The organism is Blastococcus sp. SYSU DS0617 (assembly GCF_054051075.1).
Genome location: NZ_JBJHAO010000020.1, coordinates 39,930 through 63,819 on the forward strand (window position 1 = coordinate 39,930; position 23,890 = coordinate 63,819).

General features: G+C 73.7%; 24 protein-coding genes. 16 read left to right on the forward strand and 8 right to left on the reverse strand.

From position 1 onward, the window contains the following. Positions 1-112: 112 nt before the first annotated feature. Positions 113-1,219, forward strand: coding sequence for a transglycosylase family protein (locus ACI793_RS17725; RefSeq protein WP_456607695.1), 1,107 nt, complete (start codon positions 113-115; stop codon positions 1,217-1,219). 18 nt (positions 1,220-1,237) lie between these two features. Here ACI793_RS17725 and ACI793_RS17730 read toward each other — a convergent pair whose 3' ends face one another. Further along, complete coding sequence (locus ACI793_RS17730; protein WP_456607696.1) at positions 1,238-2,032, reverse strand: crotonase/enoyl-CoA hydratase family protein; 795 nt, start codon at positions 2,030-2,032, stop codon at positions 1,238-1,240. Between the two features lie 59 nt (positions 2,033-2,091). Here ACI793_RS17730 and ACI793_RS17735 point away from each other — a divergent pair, with 59 nt between their 5' ends. The 4 genes from ACI793_RS17735 to ACI793_RS17750 all read left to right on the forward strand — a co-directional run bounded on the left by ACI793_RS17735 (position 2,092) and on the right by ACI793_RS17750 (position 5,437). Beyond that, complete coding sequence (locus ACI793_RS17735) at positions 2,092-2,493, forward strand: DoxX family protein (protein ID WP_456607697.1); 402 nt, start codon at positions 2,092-2,094, stop codon at positions 2,491-2,493. A 201-nt stretch (positions 2,494-2,694) separates the two neighbouring features. Then, positions 2,695-3,399, forward strand: a complete 705-nt coding sequence (fabG, locus tag ACI793_RS17740) for a 3-oxoacyl-ACP reductase FabG (RefSeq protein WP_456607698.1) — start codon at positions 2,695-2,697, stop codon at positions 3,397-3,399. Positions 3,400-3,457: 58 nt separating this feature from the next. Continuing rightward, entirely contained in the window at positions 3,458-4,228 is a 771-nt protein-coding gene (fabI, locus tag ACI793_RS17745) for an enoyl-ACP reductase FabI (protein WP_456607699.1), read from the forward strand. Between the two features lie 66 nt (positions 4,229-4,294). After that, positions 4,295-5,437, forward strand: coding sequence for a ferrochelatase (locus tag ACI793_RS17750; RefSeq protein ID WP_456607700.1), 1,143 nt, complete (start codon positions 4,295-4,297; stop codon positions 5,435-5,437). Between the two features lie 112 nt (positions 5,438-5,549). On the opposite strand, the gene ACI793_RS17755 is transcribed toward ACI793_RS17750, so the two are convergent. From ACI793_RS17755 to ACI793_RS17765, 3 genes are all read right to left on the reverse strand, one after another. Then, a complete protein-coding gene (locus ACI793_RS17755; RefSeq protein ID WP_456607701.1) occupies positions 5,550-6,182 on the reverse strand; it encodes a hemerythrin domain-containing protein in 633 nt (210 codons plus the stop codon). Positions 6,183-6,273: 91 nt separating this feature from the next. Continuing rightward, positions 6,274-7,725 (reverse strand): argininosuccinate synthase, encoded by a 1,452-nt coding sequence (gene argG / locus ACI793_RS17760; protein ID WP_456607702.1) that lies wholly within the window; start codon positions 7,723-7,725, stop codon positions 6,274-6,276. A gap of 51 nt (positions 7,726-7,776) precedes the next feature. After that, positions 7,777-8,514 (reverse strand): hypothetical protein, encoded by a 738-nt coding sequence (locus tag ACI793_RS17765; RefSeq protein WP_456607703.1) that lies wholly within the window; start codon positions 8,512-8,514, stop codon positions 7,777-7,779. A gap of 124 nt (positions 8,515-8,638) precedes the next feature. Here ACI793_RS17765 and ACI793_RS17770 point away from each other — a divergent pair, with 124 nt between their 5' ends. After that, positions 8,639-9,076 carry an NfeD family protein gene (locus tag ACI793_RS17770; protein ID WP_456607704.1) on the forward strand — a complete coding sequence of 146 codons (438 nt, stop codon included), beginning with the start codon at positions 8,639-8,641 and terminating at the stop codon, positions 9,074-9,076. Positions 9,077-9,154: 78 nt separating this feature from the next. Further along, entirely contained in the window at positions 9,155-10,366 is a 1,212-nt protein-coding gene (locus ACI793_RS17775; RefSeq protein ID WP_456607705.1) for an SPFH domain-containing protein, read from the forward strand. Positions 10,367-10,447: 81 nt separating this feature from the next. On the opposite strand, the gene ACI793_RS17780 is transcribed toward ACI793_RS17775, so the two are convergent. Together ACI793_RS17780 and ACI793_RS17785 are read right to left on the reverse strand one after the other, a co-directional pair. Then, on the reverse strand, positions 10,448-11,446 hold the full coding sequence (locus ACI793_RS17780; protein WP_456607706.1) for an RNA polymerase sigma factor SigF: 999 nt from the start codon (positions 11,444-11,446) through the stop codon (positions 10,448-10,450). Next, positions 11,443-11,940: an ATP-binding protein gene (locus tag ACI793_RS17785; protein ID WP_456607707.1), complete on the reverse strand. Its 498-nt coding sequence runs from the start codon at positions 11,938-11,940 to the stop codon at positions 11,443-11,445. Before ACI793_RS17785 ends, ACI793_RS17780 begins: the two co-directional genes overlap by 4 nt. Positions 11,941-12,241: 301 nt before the next feature. Between ACI793_RS17785 and ACI793_RS17790 the strand changes: the two genes are divergently transcribed. Further along, a complete protein-coding gene (locus ACI793_RS17790) occupies positions 12,242-14,011 on the forward strand; it encodes a SpoIIE family protein phosphatase (RefSeq protein ID WP_456607708.1) in 1,770 nt (589 codons plus the stop codon). A 58-nt stretch (positions 14,012-14,069) separates the two neighbouring features. Continuing rightward, the gene (locus ACI793_RS17795) at positions 14,070-15,077 is read left to right on the forward strand and encodes a DNA topoisomerase IB (protein ID WP_456607709.1); all 1,008 of its coding nucleotides are present in this window, start codon (positions 14,070-14,072) and stop codon (positions 15,075-15,077) included. Between the two features lie 63 nt (positions 15,078-15,140). Here the strand turns inward: ACI793_RS17795 and ACI793_RS17800 are convergent, their stop codons facing one another. Continuing rightward, complete coding sequence (locus ACI793_RS17800; RefSeq protein ID WP_311344105.1) at positions 15,141-15,539, reverse strand: STAS domain-containing protein; 399 nt, start codon at positions 15,537-15,539, stop codon at positions 15,141-15,143. Between the two features lie 259 nt (positions 15,540-15,798). Next, positions 15,799-16,239: a hypothetical protein gene (locus ACI793_RS17805; RefSeq protein ID WP_456607710.1), complete on the reverse strand. Its 441-nt coding sequence runs from the start codon at positions 16,237-16,239 to the stop codon at positions 15,799-15,801. A 187-nt stretch (positions 16,240-16,426) separates the two neighbouring features. Between ACI793_RS17805 and ACI793_RS17810 the strand changes: the two genes are divergently transcribed. The 7 genes from ACI793_RS17810 (at position 16,427) to ACI793_RS17840 (ending at position 23,838) form a co-directional block, all read left to right on the forward strand. Next, complete coding sequence (locus tag ACI793_RS17810) at positions 16,427-17,020, forward strand: DUF1360 domain-containing protein (RefSeq protein ID WP_456607711.1); 594 nt, start codon at positions 16,427-16,429, stop codon at positions 17,018-17,020. Positions 17,021-17,196: 176 nt separating this feature from the next. Further along, positions 17,197-18,222: a non-homologous end joining protein Ku gene (gene ku / locus ACI793_RS17815; protein WP_456607712.1), complete on the forward strand. Its 1,026-nt coding sequence runs from the start codon at positions 17,197-17,199 to the stop codon at positions 18,220-18,222. A gap of 1 nt (position 18,223) precedes the next feature. Next, positions 18,224-19,708: a non-homologous end-joining DNA ligase gene (ligD, locus tag ACI793_RS17820; protein ID WP_456607713.1), complete on the forward strand. Its 1,485-nt coding sequence runs from the start codon at positions 18,224-18,226 to the stop codon at positions 19,706-19,708. After that, positions 19,705-20,637, forward strand: a complete 933-nt coding sequence (gene ligD / locus ACI793_RS17825) for a non-homologous end-joining DNA ligase (protein ID WP_456607714.1) — start codon at positions 19,705-19,707, stop codon at positions 20,635-20,637. The genes ligD (ACI793_RS17820) and ligD (ACI793_RS17825) overlap by 4 nt, the downstream gene beginning before the upstream one ends. A gap of 36 nt (positions 20,638-20,673) precedes the next feature. Next, positions 20,674-21,555, forward strand: coding sequence for a formyltetrahydrofolate deformylase (gene purU / locus ACI793_RS17830; RefSeq protein ID WP_456607715.1), 882 nt, complete (start codon positions 20,674-20,676; stop codon positions 21,553-21,555). A gap of 151 nt (positions 21,556-21,706) precedes the next feature. Further along, positions 21,707-22,180, forward strand: coding sequence for a Fur family transcriptional regulator (locus ACI793_RS17835; RefSeq protein ID WP_456607716.1), 474 nt, complete (start codon positions 21,707-21,709; stop codon positions 22,178-22,180). Beyond that, entirely contained in the window at positions 22,177-23,838 is a 1,662-nt protein-coding gene (locus ACI793_RS17840; RefSeq protein ID WP_456607717.1) for a catalase, read from the forward strand. Before ACI793_RS17835 ends, ACI793_RS17840 begins: the two co-directional genes overlap by 4 nt. Positions 23,839-23,890 lie beyond the last annotated feature (52 nt).

Below are 23,890 nucleotides of genomic sequence, written 5' to 3' on the forward strand. Positions count from 1 at the left end.
CCCGGGCGACTGAGGCCCCCTGCGCGGACGCCGTCACGCGGGGATGCTGGCCGGGAACAGCGAGTCGACGAGGGGTGGGCGGGTGCACCGGAACAGCGGATCGCGACGGACGGTGTGCCGTTCGCTCGCCGTCGCCGTGGTCGCCGCCCTCGCGGTGGTCGGGGCCGTCGGCACGGCGGCCGCGGCGCCCAGCGACGCCGAGGTCGCCGCCGCGCAGCGGGCCGCCGACGAGGCCGCCGCGCAGGTCACGGAGCTGCTCACGGAGGAAGGCGCCGTGCAGGCGGAGCTGGACACCGCCGAGGCCGCCGCCGCGGCTGCCCTCGGCCGGTACGACGCCGAGCGGGCCGCGCTGGACGCGGCGCGGACGGCCGCCGAGCGTGCCCGGGCCGCCGCCGACGGTGCCGCGTCCGCCGTGGACGCCGCGCGGACGGAGCTGGCGGCCTTCGCCCGGCGCAGCTACATGGACGGCACCACCTCCGCGGGGATGCGGGCGCTGCTGACGTCCGGGGGCCCGGCGCAGATGATCGAGCGGGCGGCGCTCCTCGATGCCGCCGGCCAGGGACGGTCCGACGTCGTCGACCGGTTCACCGCCGTCCGGGACGACGCCGACGGGAGCGCAGCCGCGGCCGGAGCCGCCCTCGCCGACGCCGCGGAACGGGAGCGGCAGGCCTCGGCCGCACTCGCCTCCGCGCAGGCGGCGCAGGCGGAGGCGCGCCGGGCGACCGCTGCCTTCGAGACGCGGCACGCCGCGCTGCGGGCCAGGCTCCAGTCGGCGCGGACGACGATCGTGGACCTGCAGCGCGAGCAGACCGCCGCACGGGCCGTACCGCCGCCGGCGCCATCGGCGACACCACCGCCACGGCAACCGTCGCCGTCGCCGGTGCCGGCGCCCGCGCCCGCGCCGGCACGGGAGGCGCCGTCGCCCGCCCGGGGACCTGCTGCAGCGCCGCCCCCGGTCGCGGTCGTCCCGCCGCCGTCCGCCGGTCGGAACTGGGACGCCGTGGCGCGGTGCGAGTCCGGCGGCAACTGGAGCATCAACACGGGGAACGGCTACTACGGCGGCCTGCAGTTCTCGCAGAGCACCTGGACCGGCTACGGCGGCGCCGCCTACGCCCCGCGGGCCGATCTGGCGACGAGGGAGCAGCAGATCGCCGTCGCGGAGAAGGTGCTCGCCGGGCAGGGACGGGGCGCCTGGCCCACCTGCGGCCGGAACCTCTGAGCCGTCAGCGCACGGCGGTCAGGCGCCGCCGCCCAGGCGGCGGCGGACGACGGCGGCCTGCTCGGGCGAGCCGATGAGCTGCCCGATCTCGTGCTGCTCGGCGGCGAATCCCTCGGCGAGCGGCACCCGCCCGGCGAGGTCGACCAGCCGCTTGACCGCCCGGGTCGCGTTGCGGCTGTGCCCGGCGATCTCGCCGGCCAGGGAGAGGGCGGCGGCCAGCGGGTCGGCCTCCTCGCGGGTGGCCAGCCCCAGCCGCGCCGCCTCGGTGCCGGACACCCGGCGCCCGGTCAGCGCCAGCTCCTTGGCGACGTCGCGGCCGACGAGCTCGGGCAGCAGCTGGGTGCCGCACATGTCGGGGCAGATGCCCCACTGGATCTCCATGAGGGACAGCTGCGCGTCGGGGGCGACCAGCCGGATGTCGGCCCCGAGGGCGATCTGCAGCCCGCCGCCGAAGGCGTAGCCGTGCACCGCGGCGATCACGGGTGCGGGCACCAGCGACCACACGTGGACGGCCTGCTGGGCCAGCACTCCGGCCGCGCCGAGCGGCTCCCGGGGCACGACCTCGCGCGGTCCGCTCCGCTCGGCCATGGCGGCGAACCCGCTGAAGTCCAGGCCGGCGCAGAAGGCGCGCCCGGCGCCGGTGAGGACCACCGCACCGACGTCGTCGCGCTCCATCAACTCCCGGCCGGTGGCGACGATCGCCTCGAACATCGGCGTGTCCAGGGCGTTCATCTTCTCGGGCCGGTCCAGCCGGACGGTCGCCACGCCGTCGGCCACCTCGAGCGCCACGCGGTGCTGTGCCTCGTTCTCCATCCCGGCTGTCTACGGCCGGGGCGCCCGGCCTGTCAACGAGCCCTGCCTAGGGTGGCGCCGTGACCTCCCTGCCACGCACCGCCGCCCGCCTGCTGCTCGGCGCGACGATGGTGGGGGCAGGGGTGCTGCACCTGACCAGGCAACGGCAGGAGTTCCAGGCGCAGGTGCCCGGGTGGTTCCCCGTCGACGAGGACCTGACGGTGCTGGGCTCGGGGGTCGCGGAGATCGCGCTGGGCGCTTCCTTCATCGCGCTGCCCACGCGGAAGCGGCTCGTCGGCGCCCTGCTCGCGGCGTTCTTCATCGCGATCTTCCCCGGCAACGTCGCGCAGTACCTCGAGGGCACCGACGCCTTCGGCCTGGACACCGACCGCAAGCGGCTGGTCCGGCTGTTCTTCCAGCCGCTCCTCGTGCTCTGGGCCCTGTACGGCGGCGGCTGGCTGCGGCGCGACCGGCACCCCTGAGGCGCCTCGTCCCGACATCCGGGACGGCTACCGCCGTGGAGGCCCCGCCACCGCCGTGCGGCGCGGTACCGGGCGCGACACGGTGGTGGCCGGCTCCACCGTGGGACCGCGGCCGGCCCCTACCCGCCGGTAGGCGGTGTGACCTGCGACCAGGGGATAGGTTCGATCCAGGACAACGGTGTCGTCGGCAGGGGAGTGCACGTGGGCAGATCGGTGCTGGTGACCGGCGGCAACCGGGGCATCGGGTTGGCCATCGCCCGCTCGTTCGCCGAGCAGGGCGATGCCGTGGCGGTGACCCACCGCGGCAGCGGCGCCCCCGACGGGCTCTTCGGCGTGCAGTGCGACGTCACCAGCAGCGAGGACGTCGACCGCGCCTTCACCGAGATCGAGGCGCACCAGGGCCCGGTCGAGGTGCTGGTGAGCAACGCAGGCATCACGCGCGACGGCCTCCTCATGCGGATGAAGGAGGAGGACTTCGCCGACGTCCTCGACGCCAACCTCACCGCCGCCTACCGGGTCGCCAAGCGGGCCAGCGCCAAGATGGTCCGCGCCCGCTCGGGGCGGATGATCTTCGTGTCGTCCGTCGTCGGCCTGCTCGGCTCGGCGGGACAGACGAACTACGCGGCGTCGAAGTCGGGCCTGGTCGGCCTGGCCCGCTCGATCGCCCGCGAGCTCGGCAGCCGCAGCATCACCGCCAACGTGGTGGCGCCCGGCTTCGTGACCACGGACATGACCGCGGCGCTGCCCGAGGCCCGGCAGCAGGAGATCCTGGGGCAGGTGCCGCTGGGGCGGTACGCCTCCGCGGAGGAGGTGGCCGGCGTCGTGCGCTTCCTGGCGAGCGACGCGGCCGGCTACATCACCGGGGCGGTCGTCCCGGTCGACGGCGGACTGGGGATGGGGCACTGATGGGGATCTTTCGCGGGGCGCTGGCCCCGAGCGGCACCGGACCTGAGGTGGAGTACTGATGGGCATCCTGGCGGGGAAGACAGTGCTGGTCACCGGCGTGCTGACGGAGGCGTCGATCGCCTTCGCGACGGCGCGCATCGCCCAGGAGCAGGGCGCCACCGTCGTGCTGTCCAACTTCGGGCGCGCGCTGTCGCTGTGCCAGCGGATCGCCAAGCGGCTGCCGCAGGAGGCCGCCGTCGTCGAGCTGGACGTGACGAACACCGAGCACCTCGGCTCGCTGGCCGACCGGCTCCGCGAGCAGGGCGTCGACACCCTCGACGGCGTCGTGCACTCGATCGGCTTCGCGCCCCAGGAGGCGATGGGGGAGGGCTTCCCGGAGGTCGCCTGGGAGCACGCGGCCACGGCCTTCCAGGTGTCGGCCTGGTCCTACGCCTCCCTCACCCAGGCCTGCCGACCGCTGCTGGCGAACCCCTCCTCGGTCGTCGGGCTCACCTTCGACGCCACCGTCGCCTGGCCGGTCTACGGCTGGATGGGCGCGGCCAAGGCGGCCCTGGAATCGACCTCCCGTTACGTCGCCCGCGAGCTCGGCCCCGAGGGCGTGCGGTCGAACATCGTCGCCGCCGGCCCGCTGCGCAGCATGGCCATGAAGTCCATCCCCGGCAGTGCGCAGTTCGAGGAGGCCTGGGAGGGCCGCGCGCCGCTGGGCTGGTCGGTCACCGACACCGAGCCCGCCGGCAAGGCCGTCGTCGCGCTGCTCTCCGACTGGTTCCCCGCCACGACCGGAGAAATCGTCCACGTCGACGGAGGCTTCCACGCCGTAGGCGTGTGACAGCCGTCTCCGCGCCGGCGGCGCGGACGTGCATCCAGAGCCACCCAGCAACAGGAAAGAACCCACGTGCCCCGCGCCATCGTCGACATCACCCCTGCCGGTCAGCGTCCCGACGAGGACCCCTCGCTGGCCGTCCGCAACAACGGCGGCGCCGAGCCGTCGTCCGCACCGGCGCCGGCCGGACGCCGCGAGGCCCTGCTGCTGCTCTCGTTCGGCGGCCCGGAGGGTCATGACGACGTCATGCCGTTCCTGGAGAACGTGACCCGGGGCCGTGGCATCCCGCGCGAGCGGCTCGAGGAGGTCGCCGAGCACTACCACCACTTCGGCGGCGTCAGCCCGATCAACGACCAGAACAAGGCGCTGCTCGCCGCACTCGAGGGCGGGCTGCGCTCGGCCGGGATCGAGCTGCCGGTCTACTGGGGCAACCGCAACTGGGCGCCCTACGTCGAGGACGTCTGGCAGCAGATGGCCGACGACGGCATCCAGCACGCCTACGTCCTGGCGACGTCGGCCTACGCGTCCTTCTCCGGCTGCCGGCAGTACCACGAGGACGTCGCCCGGGCCCGTGCCGCGATGACCGGGGACGCCGGCGCCGCCGGTGGGCCGACCGCGGAGAAGCTGCCGCACTACTTCGACGCCGAGGGCTTCGTGCGGGCCAACGCCGACGCGCTGGCCGCCGCCCTGGCCGAGCTGCCCGACGACGTGCGGGACTCCGCCCGGCTGGTCGCGACGGCGCACAGCATCCCGGACTCGATGGCCGCCGTCGCCGGTCCGCAGGGTCACGCCTACGAGGCCGAGCTGCAGGCGGCGGCGCGGCAGGTCGTCGACCTGGTGGCGCCCGGGCGCGACTTCGACCTGGTGTGGCAGAGCCGGAGCGGCCCGCCGTCGGTGCCCTGGCTGGAGCCCGACGTCAACGACCACCTGAAGGCGCTGGCGCAGGCGGGGGAGAAGGCCGTCGTCCTGTTCCCGGTCGGGTTCGTCAGTGACCACCTCGAGGTGATCTGGGACCTCGACAACGAGGCGAAGGAGACCGCCGAGGAGCTGGGGCTCGCGTTCGCCCGCGCCGCGACGGCCGGCACCCACCCGGCGTTCGTCGCCTCGCTGGTTGAGCTGCTCGCCGAGCGCCGCGCCGGGGGAGAGCCGCGGCTGGGCACGAACTGCCCCGCCAACTGCTGCTTCGTACCGCCGCGTCCGCGCCCGACCGCCTGAGCCAGGCCCTCCCCGCCCTCGGCTCCGAGGGCGTTCTTCGTGCTGCTGGGGTGCTGCAGGACCCCAGCAGCACGAACGACTCCGCGAAGCGGCGTCCGCTGCCGCCCGGCAGTCAGCGCCAGGTCGGCGCGATCTCCTTGTGGTAGCGGCGGCCGAAGGTCCTCGACAGCACGGTGACCACCGGCGAGGGCACCGTCTGCTTGAGGAACGCGCGGTGCTCCGCGCTCATGCCGTCGGTGAGCCAGGCGAAGAAGCGCCCCGTCACGGGCAGCGGCTGGCTGCGCAGCTTCTTCTCGACGGCCTTCCACTCCGGGCTGTCGTGGTGCGGGGCGAGCAGGGGCTCGAGCTCGGTCTCCTCGTGCCGGAGGTGGCGCTCGGTGACGTCCCGCGTGCGCAGCAGGCTGTCCCGGGCCGCCGCGGCGTCGGCGGCGCGACCGCTGTCCGCGAGCGCCGCCATGGCCGCACCCGTCGCGGCCAGCGCCTCCGCCATGGCGGCGTGCTCGCTCTCCATGGTCTCCAGCAGGCCCCGGTCGACGCCCACCGTGGCGAGCATCGGCCAGACGTGGGTGTCCTCGCCCACGTGGTGGTGGTGCAGCTCGTCGTGCAGGTTGCGGTAGGCGCGGTCCAGCGCCCGGGCTCGGGGCAGGTCGCCGTCCTCCATGCGACCCAGTGCGTCCGTCAGGCGTTCCAGGTCGCGCCGCACCGCGGCGTGGATGACCCGGTTCATCGTCAGCTGCTCGGTCATGCCGGCACGCTAGCGAGCCCCGTGCGCCGTCGGAGGGGCCTTCGGCCCCGTCCGGAGGCAGGACGCGAGGGGTGGGGGAGAGGGAGCCCCCTCAGTCGGTGCCGGACTCCATCGCCGCGCGGTCGAGCAGCTCGTCGTGCCGCGAGACCTCGCCGCGGGAGGCGATCGCCTCCGCGCCGCCGGCCTCGGAGGCGTCGATGAGCCCGGTGGACGCCGCCTGCGCGGCGCCGATCGCGGCATGGGTGGTGGACCCGCCGACCATGCCGATCCGCGCGTACTGCTCGAGCCGCGCCCGGGAGTCGGCGATGTCGAGGTTGCGCATGGTCAGCTGGCCGATCCGGTCGACCGGGCCGAAGGCGGAGTCCGAGGTGCGCTCCATCGACAGCTTGTCCGGGTGGTAGCTGAACGACGGACCGGTCGTGTCGAGGATCGAGTAGTCCTCGCCGCGGCGCAGCCGGATCGTCACCTCACCGGAGACCGCCATGCCGACCCAGCGCTGCAGCGATTCCCTGAGCATGAGCGCCTGGGGGTCCAGCCAGCGCCCCTCGTACATCAGCCGGCCCAGCCGCCGGCCCTCGGAGTGGTAGGTGGCCAGGGTGTCCTCGTTGTGGATCGCGTTGACCAGCCGCTCGTAGGCGATGTGCAGCAGCGCCATGCCGGGTGCTTCGTAGATGCCGCGGCTCTTGGCCTCGATGATCCGGTTCTCGATCTGGTCGGACATGCCCAGGCCGTGCCGCCCGCCGATCGCGTTGGCCGCCATCACCAGGTCGACGGCCGAGTCGAACTCCTTGCCGTCGATGGTCACCGGGCGGCCCTGCTCGAACCCGATCGTCACCGTCTCCGGCTCGATCTCCACCGCCGGGTCCCAGAACCGCACGCCCATGATCGGCTCGACGGTCTCGATGCCGGTGTCCAGGTGCTCCAGGGTCTTGGCCTCGTGGGTGGCGCCCCAGATGTTGGCGTCGGTGGAGTAGGCCTTCTCCGCGCTGTCGCGGTAGGGCAGGTCGTGGGCGACCAGCCACTCCGACATCTCCTTGCGTCCGCCCAGCTCGGTGACGAAGTCGGCGTCCAGCCACGGCTTGTAGATCCGCAGCCCCGGGTTGGCCAGCAGCCCGTACCGGTAGAACCGCTCGATGTCGTTGCCCTTGTAGGTGGAGCCGTCGCCCCAGATCTGCACGTCGTCCGCGAGCATGGCGCGCACCAGGAGCGTGCCGGTGACGGCGCGGCCCAGCGGCGTGGTGTTGAAGTAGCTGCGCCCGCCCGAGCGGATGTGGAAGGCGCCGCAGGTCAGCGCGGCCAGGCCCTCCTCGACCAGCGCGGCGCGGCAGTCGACCAGCCGCGCGAGCTCGGCGCCGTAGGCGGTGGCCCGGCCGGGCACCGAGCCGATGTCGGGCTCGTCGTACTGGCCGATGTCGGCGGTGTAGGTGCAGGGCACGGCTCCCTTGTCGCGCATCCACGCGACCGCCACCGACGTGTCGAGACCGCCGGAGAACGCGATGCCGACGCGTTCGCCGACCGGGAGAGACGTGAGCACCTTGGACACGAGCACAAGTATTCACGACTCTGCATGACCATGCAGCACCGGGTCCGACGGTCAGCGGGGCAGCGCGTTGTACGCCGCGGTCACCGCCTCGCGGACGGCTCCGGACAGGGGACGCAGGACGGCGTCGCGGCGGGCGGCCTGTGCCTGGTTGACCGCGCCGCCCGGTGCGTCGGCCAGGGCCAGGTCGAGGACGGCGGCCACGCGCAGGGCCCGGCCGAGGATGGCCAGGGCCAGCGGGTCGTGGTCGTCGGGCAGCCCCGGCGCCGGCTTCGGGCGGGCCAGGCCGGCGAGCAGCCCGGGCACCTCGGGATGCCAGCGCGCGAGGTCCAGCTCGGCCAGCGTGCGGGCGGAGTCGGTGACGGCGAGGTCGAGCGCCCCGGACGCGGCGCGCAGCGTGCCCTCGACCGGCGGGGGCGGCGGGGCGATGCCGTCCAGCGGGAACGCCGTCCACTGCAGGACCTCGGGGCCGAGCGGCTCGGGCACGAGGACGACCCGGTCGCCGACGGCGGCCTGCCCCGCCTCCAGCGCGACCGGCGCCAGTCCGGGCGCCGCGGGCAGGCCGCGGACGTCGCCGGGGGCGGGGAGCACCAGCCGCAGCCGGCGTTCGCCCAGGCGGCGCAGCGCGGCGAGCGCCTCGCCCAGGGGGACGGCGCCGTCGGTGCCGGGCAGCCCGCTCACCCGGTGGGCGGTGTCGCCGGTGACGGCGTCGAGGGCCTCGTCGAAGGACGTGCGGCCGGTGAGCCAGGCGGTGGCCCACACTGCGAGGCGGCCGGCGGGGAAGTCGTGCACCGGGCGAGGCTACGTCGGCGGGGCATCGGTCCGCCGGGGCATCGTCCCGCCGGGGCATCGTCCCGCCGGGGCGCGCGGCGTGTGCCGTCCCACGCCCGGCCCTCGGCTCTGCCAGACTCCGGCCATGGCTGCGTGGCTGCTCTGGCTGATCGCCGCCGGCCTGTTCGCCGGTGGCGAGATGCTCACCCTCGACCTGGTCCTGCTGATGTTCGCCGGCGGCGCGCTCGGGGGGATGGGCGTCGCGCTCGCCGGCGGCGCGGTGGCGTTCCAGCTGCTCGCCTTCATCGTCGTCTCGCTGGCGCTGCTCGCCGTCGTCCGGCCGATCGCCAAGCGGCACCTGACCGAGCGCACGCCCTTGCAGCTGGACGGCGTGGACGCGCTCGTCGGGCGCACGGCCACGGTCACCCGTGCGGTCGACGCGGCCGGTGGCCGGATCCGGCTGGGCTCCGACGAGTGGTCGGCCCGCACCCAGTACGAGGGTGAGGCCTTCGCCGTCGGCACGACCGTCCGCATCCTGCAGATCGAGGGCGCGACCGCGGTCGTGGGCGACGCGCTGGAGTGAACCGGCGGCCGGCCGCGTGACCGGCGCTGCGGGACGTGAAAGGGTCGGCTCCGACCGCCCCCGACGAAGGAGCCCCCCGTGGACCCCGCTCTGATCGCGCTGATCGTCGTCGCCCTGCTCTTGATAGTCGTGCTCGCCAAGAGCGTGACCATCGTGCCGCAGGCCCAGGCCAAGGTCGTCGAGCGGCTGGGCCGCTACAGCCGCACGCTCACGCCCGGCTTGTCGATCCTGGTGCCCTTCGTCGACCGCGTGCGCGCGACGATCGACCTGCGCGAGCAGGTCATCTCCTTCCCGCCCCAGCCGGTGATCACCGCCGACAACCTGCAGGTCGGCATCGACACGGTCGTCTACTTCCAGGTCACCGACCCGAAGCTGGCCGTCTACGGCATCGCTAACTACATCACCGGCATGGAGCAGCTGACCACCACGACCCTGCGCAACGTGGTCGGCGGGCTCAACCTCGAGGGCGCGCTGACCGGCCGCGACGGCATCAACAGCCAGCTGCGCGAGGTCCTCGACGGGACCACCGGACCGTGGGGCCTCCGGGTCGCGCGCGTGGAGATCAAGGCCATCGACCCGCCGCCCTCCATCCAGGACTCGATGGAGAAGCAGATGCGCGCCGACCGCGACAAGCGCGCCATCATCCTGACCGCCGAGGGTGCCCGGCAGTCGGCCATCACCACCGCCGAGGGCGAGAAAGCCTCGGCCATCCTCTCCGCGGAGGGGCGGAAGCAGGCGGCCATCCTCGAGGCCGAGGCCGAGCGGCAGAGCCGGATCCTGCGCGCCGAGGGCGAGCGGGCGGCGCTCTTCCTGCAGGCGCAGGGGCAGGCCAAGTCGATCGAGACGGTGTTCCAGGCCATCCACGACGGGAAGCCTGACCAGGGGCTGCTGGCCTACCAGTACCTGCAGACGCTGCCGCAGATCGCGCAGGGCGACGCCAACAAGATGTGGATCGTCCCCAGCGAGTTCAGCAAGGCCCTCGAGGGGCTGGCCAGCCTCGGCGGCGCCGAGGGCGGCAAGTCCTGGATGGACGTCGAGCCCTCGGGCGACGGGCGCACCGCTCCTCCCGAGGGCGGGATCGACACGAGCAGTTGGTTCGAGTCGCAGCTCCCGCGGGCGGCTGACCAGCCCGAGGCGAAGATCGAGATGACGAGCATCAGCGACTCCGCGCCCGCCGTGCCCGCGCCGCCGCCGCTGTCGCAGCTCACCCGCGACGTGCGGGACAGCGGGCCGGCTGCCGACCCCGACGTCCGCGAGCAGTTCGGCGAGAGCGACCCGCAGCAGGGCTGACGCCGGCACCTCCGAAGCGTTGAACGCAGATGGCCCAGAACCCGCCGGGTTCTGGGCCATCTGCGTTCAACGGTCGGTGTTCTAGTCCTTGAGCAGGCCCTCGCGGAGCTTGGCCAGCGTCTGGGACAGCAGCCGCGAGACGTGCATCTGCGAGATCCCGATGTCGGCGGCGATCTGCGACTGGGTCATGTTGCCGAAGAACCGCAGGATCAGGATGCGGCGCTCGCGGGCCGGGATGGTGGCCAGCAGCGGCTGCAGCGACTCCCGGTACTCCACGCCCTCGAGCGCGGCGTCCTCCTCGCCCAGGGTGGCGGCCAGGGTGGGGGAGTCGTCGTCGCCGGAGAGCCGCTCGTCCAGCGAGCTGCTGCGGTAGGCGTTGGCGACGGCGAGGCCCTCGAGGACCTCCTCGCGCGGGATGCCCAGGTGCTGGGCCAGCTCGCTCGGCGTGGGCGCGCGGCCGTTCTTCTGCGCCAGCTCGCCCACCGCCGCGTTGAGCGACAGGTGGAGCTCCTGGAGCCGGCGCGGCACGCGCACCGACCAGCCCTGGTCGCGGAAGTGCCGCTTGATCTCACCGGTGATCGTCGGCACCGCGAAGGAGAGGAACTCCACCCCGCGGGTGGGGTCGAACCGGTCGATCGCGGCGATCAGGCCCAGCGTGCCGACCTGCAGCAGGTCGTCGAAGGGCTCGCCCCGGTTGCTGAACCGGCGGGCGAAGTGCCGGACCAGCGGCAGGTGCTCCTCGACGAGGATCTCCCGCAGCCGCTCGCGGCGCGGGTCGTCCTTCTCCAGCGTGGCGAGCTCGGCGAACAGCGGCGCGGTGCGCTGGGCGCGGCGCCGGTTGTCCGAGATCGGCGGAGCATCCTCCGTGGCCGGGGCCTCGTCGGCGGTCATGCCCTCGGCGGCCACGCCCTCGGCGGGCGTCTCGGCCGCAGCCGCGAGCTCCGAGACGGGGACGTCGGCGGCGTCGGGCCGGGCACCGGCCGTCACGTCCACCTCCGGCGCTTCGCGCGGCTCGGGCGTGACGCCGTCCCGTGGGCCCACCGTGATCCCCGCGGGGTCGGTGGCGGGAGACCGGGTCATCGGGCCACCGAGAGGTTCTGCCCCGCCCCGCCCGCGAGCTCGGCGGGACGCTGACCCGGGAGGAACTTGTCCATGGTGATCACGGCGACCGGTGCGGTGGAGCCGTCCCCGCCGGGGACCTGGTCCTGGGTGGCCGGGCGGCCCTCGACCGCGTCGACCAGCGTGGCCAGCACGGCCCAGCCGAACCCGTCCCGCGGCACGTCGACGCCCGCGGTCGTGGGCACCCAGGCCTCGATGTGCAGCCCGGAGCGCGTGGTCTCGAAGACCACCGTCAGCGGCGCGTCACCGGCGACGATGCTGGCGAGCGTCGCGCAGGCCTCGTCGACGGCGAGGCGGAGGTCCTCGACGCTGTCGAGGTCGTAGTCCATCCGGATGGCCAGGTCACCGGCCATCGCGCGGACCGCCGGGAGCTGCATGGGGGTGATGGGTACCCGCAGCTCCAGCCGTTCCGCACGCCGCCCGTCCTGCGCGAGGGCACCCCTCGAGTCCACCATCCGTTATCCGCTCCTTCGTCCCGGCGCACTCGGCTGTCGAGCCGCGCAGCGTCCATCCTGCCCCGCCGACCTGGTCGAGGCCCAGCAGGCCCTCGGCGCGCGAACGCCGACGGCGCCTACTACCCACCGCACGCAGCGGGCGAAACGTGCGGTGGCCCACCCCGCGGAGGCCTGCCGCGGCGCGGTTGCCGAGGCGAGGGGCCTGTTGTTCCCTGGCCATGGAATGAGCACCCACCAGGAACGTCTGTCAACCCCTCCGCCCGTCCTCGGGGCGGAAGGGGCCGCTGCGGTGCTCGCGGGCATGGAGACGGCTCCGGCCGCCATCTACTGCGTGGGCGGCGCGGGGCGGACGATCTGGGCCAACGCCAGCGCCCGCCGCCTGGGCGCCGACCTCGAACGGCTGCCACCCGTCGACGGCCGGCCGCTGGCCGGAGTGGTGGACGCGGTGACCAGCACGGGACGGGCCGACACGGTCCGCGGCCCGCTGGGGCCGGACGGGCCCCCGGTGACCGTCGTCGTCCGGGCCATGTCCTTCGCGGGCGAACGCGGCGCGATGGCCGTCATCGAGCACGACGGCCCCGACGCCTCGCCCTGGCCGGTGCCGGATGCCCACGCCGTCGAGGCGGCCCAGTCCTCGCTCCTGCCGCCGTTCCTCCCGATGCTGCCCGACCTGGCCCTGGCCGGGAGCTACCACCAGGCGACCTCGGTGCGGGCCGCCGGTGGTGACTGGTACGACGCGGTCCCGCTCGGGGACGGGAAGGTCGCCCTCGTCGTGGGCGACGCGGTGGGCCACGGCGTCGCCGCCGCGGGCGCCATGAGCCGGCTGCGCGGGGCCATGCGCTCGACGGCGCTGCGCGATCCTTCCCCGCCGGCAGTCCTGGCCGATCTGGACGCCTTCGCGGCTCCGATGGACGACGTCGAGGGCGCGTCGGTGTTCTACGGCGTGCTCGACTCCGCCACCGGCATCTTGTCCTACACCACCGCCGGGCACCCGGCCCCTCTCGTCGTCCGGCGGGACGGCAGCGCCTCCTTCCTCCCGGTGACGCCGCGTCCGCCGCTGGGCAGCATGCCCGGCGCGGAGACTCCGGTGCACGAGTACGAGCTCCCGCAGGGCGCCACCCTCGTGCTGTTCTCCAACGGGGCGCTCGCCGGGGCCGGCAGCGACTACGCGGTCGCGCTGGACCGGCTGGTCGCCGCCTCGCGGGAGGTGCTGGGCCGGCCGGGTGCGGGCGACCCGGGCACCGCGTCCGGGCTCGCCGTGGCGATCGCCGAGTCGGTCCGGCCGCCGCACGACTGGCCCGACGACGTCGCCGTGCTGGTGGCCCACCGTCGCGCGACCGCCCTGGAACCGTTGCAGCTGGACCTCGTGGCCGTGCCCGCGTCGCTGCCGGCGGTGCGGCGCCGGCTCAGCGCGTGGCTGACCGCGCTGGGCATGGGCGAGAACGACCGGGTCGGCGTGATGGCCGCCGTGGGGGAGGCGTGCGCCAACGCCGCCGAGCACGCCTACCGCGGCACGGAGCCGGGCCCCATGTCGGTGCGGGCGGCGGTCGACGCCGACGGGGTGCTGTCGGTCACCATCCACGACGACGGGACCTGGCGGGCGCCCGACCGCGATCCGGGCGACCGCGGGCGGGGGCTGCTGATCATGCGCCAGCTCGTCGACACCGTCTCGCTGCACGACCGGAACGGCACCACGGTGACGCTGTCGGTGCGCCTCCGGCGCAGCCAGGAGCCCGAGCCGTCGTCGGCGGCCGGTGCGGAGAGTGCGACCGTCGTCGTCGACCGGGACGGCCCGCGGCCGGTCGTCCGCGCCACCGGAGCGGTGGACGAGGCATGCGCCCGGCAGCTTCGGATACGCCTGCTGGAGGCCAGTCACGGCGGCACCGTGCAGGTCGAGCTGGATTTGCACGAGGTGACGTTGTTCAGCAGTGCCGCGGTGCGCGTCGTCCTTGCGATGGCGCGGATCGCGCGGGACGAGGGGTGGCGGCTGGCCGTGCACGCCGCCGAGAGCGGCGTGACCCGTTCCGTGCTGGAGGTCAGCGGCCTCGGCGGCCTGGTCGACCTCCGCTGACGGGTGACGGCGCGCCCGCCAGGGTTTGCGCGCCGGTCCCCGTGCCCATCCTCCGGCGGTGAGACTGCGGCGGAGCGACGTGAACCGGCCCGGCTACGGACGTCGGCGGGCAGGGCGGGGCTTCGCCTACTTCGACACCGAGGGCGCGCTGATCAGGGACGAGCGGCTGGACCGGATCCGCGGCCTGGCCATCCCCCCGGCCTGGCGGGACGTCTGGATCTGCCCGTGGCCCAACGGTCACATCCAGGCCACCGGTGTGGACGCGGCCGGGCGGCGGCAGTACCGCTACCACGACCAGTGGCGGGCGCGCCGGGACGCCGAGAAGCACGAGCGGGTGCTGGAGATCGCGCGCCAGCTGCCGGACGTCCGGGACGAGGTGACCGCCGCGCTGCGCACCCGGGGACTCAACCGCGAGCGGGTGCTGGCCACGGCCATCCGGTTGCTCGACCTCGGCGCCTTCCGCGTCGGCAGTGAGCAGTACGCCGAGGAGAACGGCACGTACGGGCTGGCCACGCTGCGCCGCGAGCACGTCCGGGTGCGGGGGGAGCGGACGTTCTTCTCCTACACCGCCAAGGGCGGCATCGAACGCGAGGTGGAGCTGACCGACCGGCCCACGGCCACCGTCGTCCGGCAGCTGCTCGAGCGCCCCGAGGGCACGGGGGAGGAGCTGCTGGCCTACCAGGTCGAGGACGGCACCTGGCGGGACGTGACGAGCACCGAGATCAACGCCTACCTCAAGGAGATCAGCGGCGCCGAGATCACCGCCAAGGACTTCCGGACCTGGAACGCCACGGTGCTGATGGCGGCGCAGCTGGCCGAGGCGGCGCCGCCGACGTCGCGCACCGCGCGCAAGAAGATCGTCAGCGCCGCCTACAGGCAGGTGAGCGAGCAGCTGGGCAACACCCCGGCGGTGTGCAAGGCCAGCTACGTGGACCCGCGGGTGGTCGACCGGTTCGAGCACGGTGAGACCGTGGCCGAGGCCCTCCGGGAGGCGGCGGAGGCAGAGGCGGACCGGGACGCGCAACGGCTCCTGGAGCAGGCCGTCTGCCAGCTGCTGTCCGCCTGAGGGCGCCGGGGGACGAGGAAGGGCCCCGCCGGATCCGGCGGGGCCCTTCCTCGTTACCTCAGCTCAGCGTGCGGTGCTGTCGGCGATCGTGAAGAGGTCGATCAGCCCGGTCACCTCGAGCGGCCGCGTGACGGCACGGGTCGTGGCGATGAGGCGCAGGGCGACCTCACGGCTGCGGGCGGACTTCTGGGTTTCGACGAGCACGGCCAGGCCGGCCGAGCCCAGGAACTGGACGCCGGACAGGTCGATCACCAGCTCGCGCGGGGACTGCTCGAGCTGGCTGTCCAGCGTCGAACGCAGTACCGGAGCGGTGAAGGTGTCCACCTCGCCGACGACCTTCACCGTCACCACGCCGTCCTCATCGGTGGAGGTGGAGAGCGTGATCACGTCGTCGAAGGGTGCCTCGGTGCCTTCGCTCGACACGTCGGGCTGCCCCTCGGCGGGCAGGTCGGAAGTGGTCACGGACGGTGCTCCTCTCGGCGGCGGCGCGGCGGCGCACCGCCCGGTCAATCTACCGCTGACGCGTCGCGGGGTATGGATCACCCCGGTTCCGCGCGTGGTCGACGCGGCCGGAACCGGCCCTCGTGGGACCTGCTCCGGTGCGGCTGCCTGCTCAACCGCTGACTCAACGTAGACAACCGGACGCGGACGCGCCAACCCGCCCGGGAAGATCGCGGCGCCCGACCGCGTCCGCCCGGGCGGGTGGGAGGAGGTGGGCCGATCAGCCGTCGGTGACGTGGACGGCCGACTCCTCGGGGCCCTCGCCGCCGATCACCGCGTCGCCCGTCGCCTCCATGTCGTCCGCCGTGCGGTTGGTGCCCGAGTCGCTGTCGGGCGTGGTGTTCAGGTCCTGCTCGAGCTGCACGTCGGCGCGCTCCGGGTCCTCGGCCGGGCGGACGTCGGCACCGTCGTCGGGGAGCTCGCGGTCCAGCCGGCCGGTGAGCGACTCGCCCTCGGCCTGCTCGGACGCGGTGGTGCCGAAGTCGGTGGTGGCGGTGGGTCGCTCGCCGGGCAGCGCCTCGAACTGGGGGTCCTCGGCGCGCTGCATGGTGGGGGAGTCGTCCTGCGCCACCTCGGGGATGCCGTCGTCCTCGGGGAAGATGTCCCGGGCGGTCTGCCCCTCGGTCTGCGTGGTGCCGTCGGTCGTGCCGGGGTCGGTCATGCGGTTCTCCGTTCGTCGGGCGGGTGCACCCGCTCTCGTCGTCCCCGGAGGGACGCAGCGGCCGGCCGCTGGGACCGGCGTCGGACCACGGCCCTACCCGTGACCTCCCTGGCCATGCGTCGCGTGTCCCTCGGCACGGATGGCGGCTCCGGGCATGCCGTGCCGACGGCGGGGGTAGCGCGGGGCCATGGCGATCGCAGACGAGGTACAACGGATCGGGGCACCGGTCCGCCGGTGGGCCCGCACGCAGAAGCGGGAGTACACCGACGGCGAGCTACGGCCGCTCGGCGCGGACCTCGGCGCGATGGGCGTCTACGTGGGCCTGGTGTCGGCGGCTGCCGCCGCGGTGCGGGTCTCGGGCAGGGAGCTCCCGGAGCGGATCCCGTTCGGCGACGCAGCCCTGCTGACGGTGGCCACCTTCCGGCTCGCCCGGCGCATCGCCAAGGACCCGGTGACCGCGCCGCTGCGCGCGCCCTTCGTCCGGTTCGAGGGAGCGTCGGGCCACGCCGAGGTCGCCGAGGAGGTCCGGGAGCACGGTGGCGTCAAGCACGCCGTCGGGGAGCTGCTGACCTGCCCCTTCTGCCTGGCCCAGTGGGTCGGCACCGGCTTCGTGTTCGGCTACGTCAGCGCGCCGAAGGCCACCCGGCTCGCCGCGCTCACCATGACCATGGTGGCCGGCTCCGACGTCCTCCAGTTCGTCTACGACGCCATCCAGAACGGCATCCTCACCGGTTCCGTGGAGGACGACGAGCCCGAGGGCGTGGAGGCGGACGGACAGTGACGGCGCGCCTGCCCTGACCGGCCGGGCGTGTCGGGCTATCCCGCCGTGTCCTCCGACCGGGGGAGGCGGCGTGTCCGCCGACCTGCCGCGGGCGGCCCGGCGCACCTATCGTGTGATCTTGACCCGGTCGTGGGTCGGTCCGGGCTCCCGTGGGGGCCCACTCGGGAAGGGGCGGCATGCGATCGATCTGGCGCGGGGCCGTGTCCTTCGGGCTGGTCAGCATCGGGGTGAAGCTGTACTCCGCCACCGAGGACAAGGACATCCGCTTCCACCAGGTACACGCCGCCGACGGCGGCCGGGTGAAGTACAAGCGCGTCTGCTCGATCGACGGCGAGGAGGTCGAGTACCGCGACATCGCCAAGGGCTACGAGCTGCCCGACGGCCAGGTGGTGATCCTGACCGACGAGGACTTCGACGGGCTCCCCCTGAGCACCCGGCGGGAGATCGAGGTGCTGCAGTTCGTCGACCAGGCCGAGATCGACCCCATCCAGTTCGAGAAGACCTACTACCTGGAGCCCGACGGGCCTGCGACGCGCCCCTACGTGCTGCTGCGCGACGCCCTCGAGAACGCCGGCCAGGTGGCGATCACCAAGATCGCGATCCGGCAGCGCGAGTCCCTGGCGGCGATGCGCGTCCGCGACGGCATCCTCGTGCTGCACACCATGCGGTGGCCCGACGAGATCCGCCGTCCCGACTTCGCGTTCCTCGACGAGGACGTCTCCGTGCGGCCGCAGGAACTGAAGATGGCCGAGGCGCTGATCTCGTCGATGTCGGGCGCGTTCGACCCGACCGAGTTCACCGACGACTACCGCGAGGCGATGACCGCGCTGCTGGAGGCCAAGCAGAGCGGTGGCGACGTGCAGCAGCCACCGGAGGTCCCCGACGACGGCGCCGCGGTGGTCGACCTGATGAGCGCGCTGCGGCGCAGCGTCGAGCGGGCCCGCGGTGGCTCCGCCGGGTCCGACGACGCCGGTGCCGACGACGCCGCAGCGGCGGACGACGCGGCCGCGGAGGAGAAGCCCGCGAAGAAGGCCCCGGCCAAGCGGGCGCCGGCGAAGAAGGCGGCGGCCGCGAAGGCCCCCGCCGAGAAGCCGGCCGCGAAGGCGACCGCCGCCAAGAAGACGACGGCCGCCAAGAAGACGACGGCGAAGAGCACGGGCGCCGACAAGCCACCGGCCAAGCGCGCCCGCCGCAGCGCCTGACGTGCCGGCCCGCCCGCGCGGCCGGCAGGACGACCCGCTCGCCGAGTACCGCGCCAAGCGCGACCCGGCGCGGACCGCCGAACCCGTGCCCGCGGCCGGACAGCCGCTGCCCGTGGGCGACGACGACACCTTCGTCGTCCACGAGCACCACACGCCCCGCGGCCGGGCGGGCGAGCGCGTCCACTGGGACCTGCGGCTGGAGCGCGACGGCGTCCTGAAGAGCTGGGCGGTGCCGAAGGGGCCGCCCACCGAGCAGGGGCCCCGCAGGCTCGCCGTCCCCACCGAGGACCACCCGCTGGAGTACGCCTCGTTCTCCGGGACCATCGCCGCCGGCGAGTACGGCGGCGGAGAGGTGACCATCTGGGACGCCGGCCGCTACGCGACGGAGAAGTGGGCCGATGACCACATCACCGTCACCTTCGACGGCCGGCGGCTGACCGGCCGCTACGTCATCTACCGGCTGGCCGACGGCACCTGGAACGTCCGCAAGCTCGACGCCACGCCGTCCTCGGAGCCGTCCCCGGGCCCTGCGCCGGCCCCGCTGCCGATGCTGGCCACCGCGGGAGTCCTGCCCCCGCCGGAGGAGGACGACCGCTGGGGCTACGAGTTCAAGTGGGACGGGGTCCGGGCGGTCGCGGCCGTGCACCGCGGTGCCGTGGTGCTCACCTCGCGCAAGGGCACCGAGATCACGGTCCGCTATCCGGAGGTGGCCCGGCTGCCCGACGCCCTGGCCGGGCACGACGCCGTGGTCGACGGCGAGATCGTGCTCCTGGACGCCGACGGCCGCCCCGACTTCGGCGCCCTGCAGAACCGCATGCACCGCACCGGCCCCGAGGTGCCCCGCATGGCCGCGGCACGCCCGGTCAGCTTCCTCGTCTTCGACCTGCTGTCCTGGGACGGGGAGGACCTCACGGCCCGCCCGTACGCCGAGCGCCGGTCGCGGCTCGACGCCCTCGGTCTCGCCGGTCACCGCTGGGTGGCGACCCCGTGGTTTCCCGGCGGCGGCGCCGACGTGCTGGCGGCGAGCGAGGAGAACGGGCTCGAGGGCGTCGTCGCCAAGCGGCTGGACTCCCCGTACCGGCCGGGACTGCGCAGCCCCGATTGGCGCAAGCTCAAGAACGTGCGCACCCAGGCGGTGGTCGTGGGCGGCTGGCGGCCCGGCCAGGGCCGGCGCGCCGGCGGCATCGGCTCGCTGCTGGTCGGGGTGCCCGACGACGAGGGCCGGCTGGTCTACGTCGGGCACGTGGGCACCGGCTTCAGCGCCCAGGACCTGCGCGACCTGCAGCGGGTGCTCACTCCGCGGGCCACGTCGCCGTTCGAGGACGACCTGCCGCGGGACATCACGCGGGACGCGCACTGGGCCGAACCGGACCTGGTCGGCGAGGTGGCCTACGCGGTGTGGACGGCGGAGAACCGGCTGCGGCACCCGTCGTGGAAGGGCGTGCGGGACGACCTGGAGCCCGACGACGTGGTGGTCGAACCGTGAGCCCGTCCAAGCAGCGGGTCGAGATCGACGGCCGCACGCTGTCGGTGTCCAACCTGGAGAAGGTGCTGTTCCCCGAGGTGGGGTTCACCAAGGCGCAGGTCATCGACTACTACGTCCGCATCGCACCGGTGTTGCTGCCGCACGTCGCCGGCCGGCCGGTCACGTTCACCCGCTGGCCCGACGGCGTCGAGGGGCAGACCTTCTTCGAGAAGAACAGCGCCCGGCACGCTCCCGAGTGGGTCCGGCGGGTGACCATCCCCAGCCCCGGCAGCTCCCGCGGGCGGGAGACCCTGGACATGGTGATCCTCGAGTCGACCGCCGATCTGGCCTGGGCGGCCAACCTGGCCGCGCTCGAGGTGCACGTGCCGCAATGGCGCGTGGACGACGACGGGCAGCCGGCGCTCCCCGACCTCCTGGTCCTCGATCTCGACCCCGGGCCGGAGACCGGCATCGCCGAGTGCTGCGCTGTCGCCGAGCGGCTCGGGCAGCGGCTGGAGGCCGACGGGCTGGACCCGGTGGTCAAGACCTCTGGGTCCAAGGGCATGCAGGTGTACGCGCCGATCGAGGCGCCGGCCGACCGGGAGCACCCCAGCCGGTACGCGAAGTTCCTGGCCCAGGAGCTGTCGGCGGAGACGCCCGACGAGGTGGTGTGGCGCATGGAGAAGGCGCTGCGCCCGGGCAAGGTGCTCATCGACTGGAGCCAGAACAACCGGGCCAAGACCACCGTGGCCCCGTACTCGCTGCGGGCGCGGTCCGGTGCGACGGTGTCCACGCCGATCGGGTGGGACGAGGTCGACGCGGTGCGCGACGGCTCGCTGGACCCGGCGGAGCTGCGGTTCACCACCGACGACGTCCTGGCCCGGGTCGAGGAGTACGGCGACCTCTTCGACGTCGCCGGTGCCGCCCGCGCCCCGCTGCCGGAGGTCTGAGCAGGCCGGGAGCCCCGGTCTGGGACGATTCCCGCCATGTCCGCCGCCGACCCGCTCGACCCCAGCACCAGCGACGTCGGACGGCTGGTCGTCCGCTGCCCCGACCGGCCGGGCATCGTGCACCTGCTCAGCGGCCTGCTGACCGAGGCCGGCGCCAACATCACCGACTCCCAGCAGCACTCCTCCGACCCCAGCGGCGGCACCTTCACCCTGCGGCTGGAGTTCGTGCTGGCCGGGCTGGCCGACCGCCGGGCCGGGCTCGAGGACCGGCTGGCCGCGGTGGCGGGGGAGTGGCAGCTCACCTGGCGGCTCACCGAGGCCGCGCACCGCCCCACCGTGGCGGTGTTCGTCAGCAGGGCCGACCACGTCCTGCAGGAGCTGATCTACCGCGTCCGCGCCGGCGACCTGCGCGCCGACATCGTCGCCGTCCTCTCCAACCACCCCGACCTGGCGCCGGTCGCGGCCGCCGCGGGCATCCCCTTCCACCACGTCCCGGTGACGCCGGCGACCAAGGCCGAGGCCGAGGCCCGTGCGCTGGAGCTCATCGGTGACGTCCATCTCGTGGTCCTCGCCCGCTACATGCAGATCGTGTCGGCCGACTTCTGCAGCCGGTTCCCGGAGCGGCTGATCAACATCCACCACAGCTTCCTGCCGGCGTTCGTGGGGGCGAACCCCTACCAGGCCGCGCACGACCGCGGGGTGAAGCTGATCGGGGCGACGGCGCACTACGTGACCCCGGAGCTCGACGCCGGCCCGATCATCGAGCAGGAGGTCGCGCGGGTTGACCACCGCGCGACCGTCGAGGACATGCGCCGGGTGGGCCGCTACGTCGAGCGGCAGGTGCTGGCCCAAGCGGTGACCTGGCACGTGGAGGACCGCGTAATCGTGGAGGGTCCGCGCACCATCGTCTTCGCCTGACCCGCGGGGATCAGGGTCCCTGATCATGCGGCGTCCTCCCTCAGCGTCTGCGGTGAGGGAGGACGCGCCACGATCAGGTCACCTGATCGTGGCGCCGGAAATCGCCGCCTTGATTTGACTAGTTCAAAACAACGCGGTTGAGTGGGCACCGATGGAGACGACGTGGGCGCACCGGTTGCGCGAGGCAGGTCTGCGGGTCACCCGACCGCGGCTGGCCGTGCTCGACGTCCTCTCCGCCCACCCCCACGCCGATGCCGACACCCTGGTCACCGGCGCCCGTGCCCAGCACCCCACGCTGTCGCCGCAGACGGTCTACGGCGTGCTGGATGCACTGGTCACCGTGGGGCTCGCCCGCCGGATCGAACCCGCCGGTGCGCCCGCGCTCTTCGAGCTGCGGGTGGGCGACAACCACCACCACCTGGTCTGCCGCTCGTGCGGCGCCGTCGCCGATGTCGACTGTGCCGTCGGTGCGGCCCCCTGCCTGACCCCCGCGGACGCGGCCGGCTTCGTCGTCGACGAGGCCGAGGTCGTGTTCTGGGGGCTGTGTGGTCCCTGCCAGGGCAGGGCAGCAGCAGGAGCAGTGCAGTCCGAAGCGCAGGACATCCGAGGAGGAACACCCGCATGACCGACGTCTCGTCGCAGGGCCCGGCTCCCAGCGAGGCCGACCGCCCGGTCCTGACCAACCGTCAGGGCCACCCGATCTACGACAACCAGAACCAGCGGACGGTGGGCGCACGCGGCCCGGCGACCCTGGAGAACTACCAGTTCCTCGAGAAGATCAGCCACTTCGACCGGGAGCGCATCCCGGAGCGCGTCGTGCACGCCCGGGGCATCACCGCGTTCGGCTACTTCGAGGCCGACGGCACCGTGGGTGACGAGCCGATCGCGAAGTACACCCGCGCCAAGCTGTTCCAGGAGAAGGGCAAGCGCACCGACGTCGCCCTGCGGTTCTCCACCGTGGCCGGCGGCCGCGACTCCTCGGAGTCCGCCCGCGACCCCCGCGGGTTCGCGGTGAAGTTCTACACCGAGGACGGCAACTGGGACCTCGTCGGCAACAACCTGGGTGTCTTCTTCATCCGGGACGCCATCAAGTTCCCGGACTTCATCCACTCGCAGAAGCCCGACCCGGTCACCTTCGAGGCCAGCGTCGCCGAGCGCGCGTTCGACTTCTTCAGCCAGACCCCCGAGGCCATGCACATGATCTCGCTGGTCTTCAGCCCCCGCGGCACCCCGGCCAACTACCGGAACATGCAGGGCTTCGGCGTGAACACCTACAAGTGGCTCAACGCCGCCGGTGAGAGCGTCCTGGTCAAGTACCACTGGTACCCCCGCGAGGGCGTGAAGTCCTGGGGCGCCGCGGACGCCGCTGCCGCGCAGGCCAAGAGCCTGGGCACCCACACCAAGGACCTGCACGACGCCATCGCCGCGGGCAACTACCCGCAGTGGGACCTGTACGTCCAGCTCATGAGCGACGACGAGCACCCGGAGCTGGACTTCGACCCGCTCGACGACACCAAGACCTGGCCGCAGGAGCTCTTCCCGGTGCGCAAGGTCGGGACGATGACGCTGAACCGGATGCCGGTGGACAACTTCACCGAGAACGAGCAGATCGCGTTCGGCACCGGCGTGCTGGTGGACGGCCTGGACTTCTCCGACGACAAGATGCTGGTCGGCCGGACGTTCTCCTACTCCGACACCCAGCGCTACCGCGTCGGCCCGAACTACCTGCAGCTGCCGGTGAACGCCCCCAAGGCGAAGGTGGCCACCAACCAGCGCGACGGCGCGATGGCCTACGGCGTGGACCGCGCCGAGGGCACCAACCCGCACGTGAACTACGAGCCGTCGATCCTCGGCGGCCTGCGCGAGGCGGAGTACCCGACGCACGACGAGCAGGGGCCGGTCATCACCGGCCGGCTCACCCGCAAGCGGATCCCGCGCACGAACGACTACCAGCAGGCCGGCGAGCGCTACCAGCTCTCCGAGCAGTGGGAGAAGGACGAGCTGGTCGCCAATCTGGTCGGGGCGCTGGAGCAGTGCCGCCGCGAGATCCAGGAGCGGATGGTCTGGCACTTCTTCATGTGCGACGACGAGTGGGGCCAGCGCGTCGGCGACGCACTGGGCATCACCGCCGACGACGTGCGTGGCCTCGAGCCGCTGCAGACGCAGACCCTCACCGAGGACGAGCTGGCCCGGGCGGCCAACCTCGGCAAGAACGGTCCGCGCGACGTCACCGGCAAGGACATGACGCACTGCGTGCCCAACGAGCACGTCACCGTCGCCTGACGGCAGTCGGCACCACGCGGCGGGCCGCGACCGGGAACTCCGGTCGCGGCCC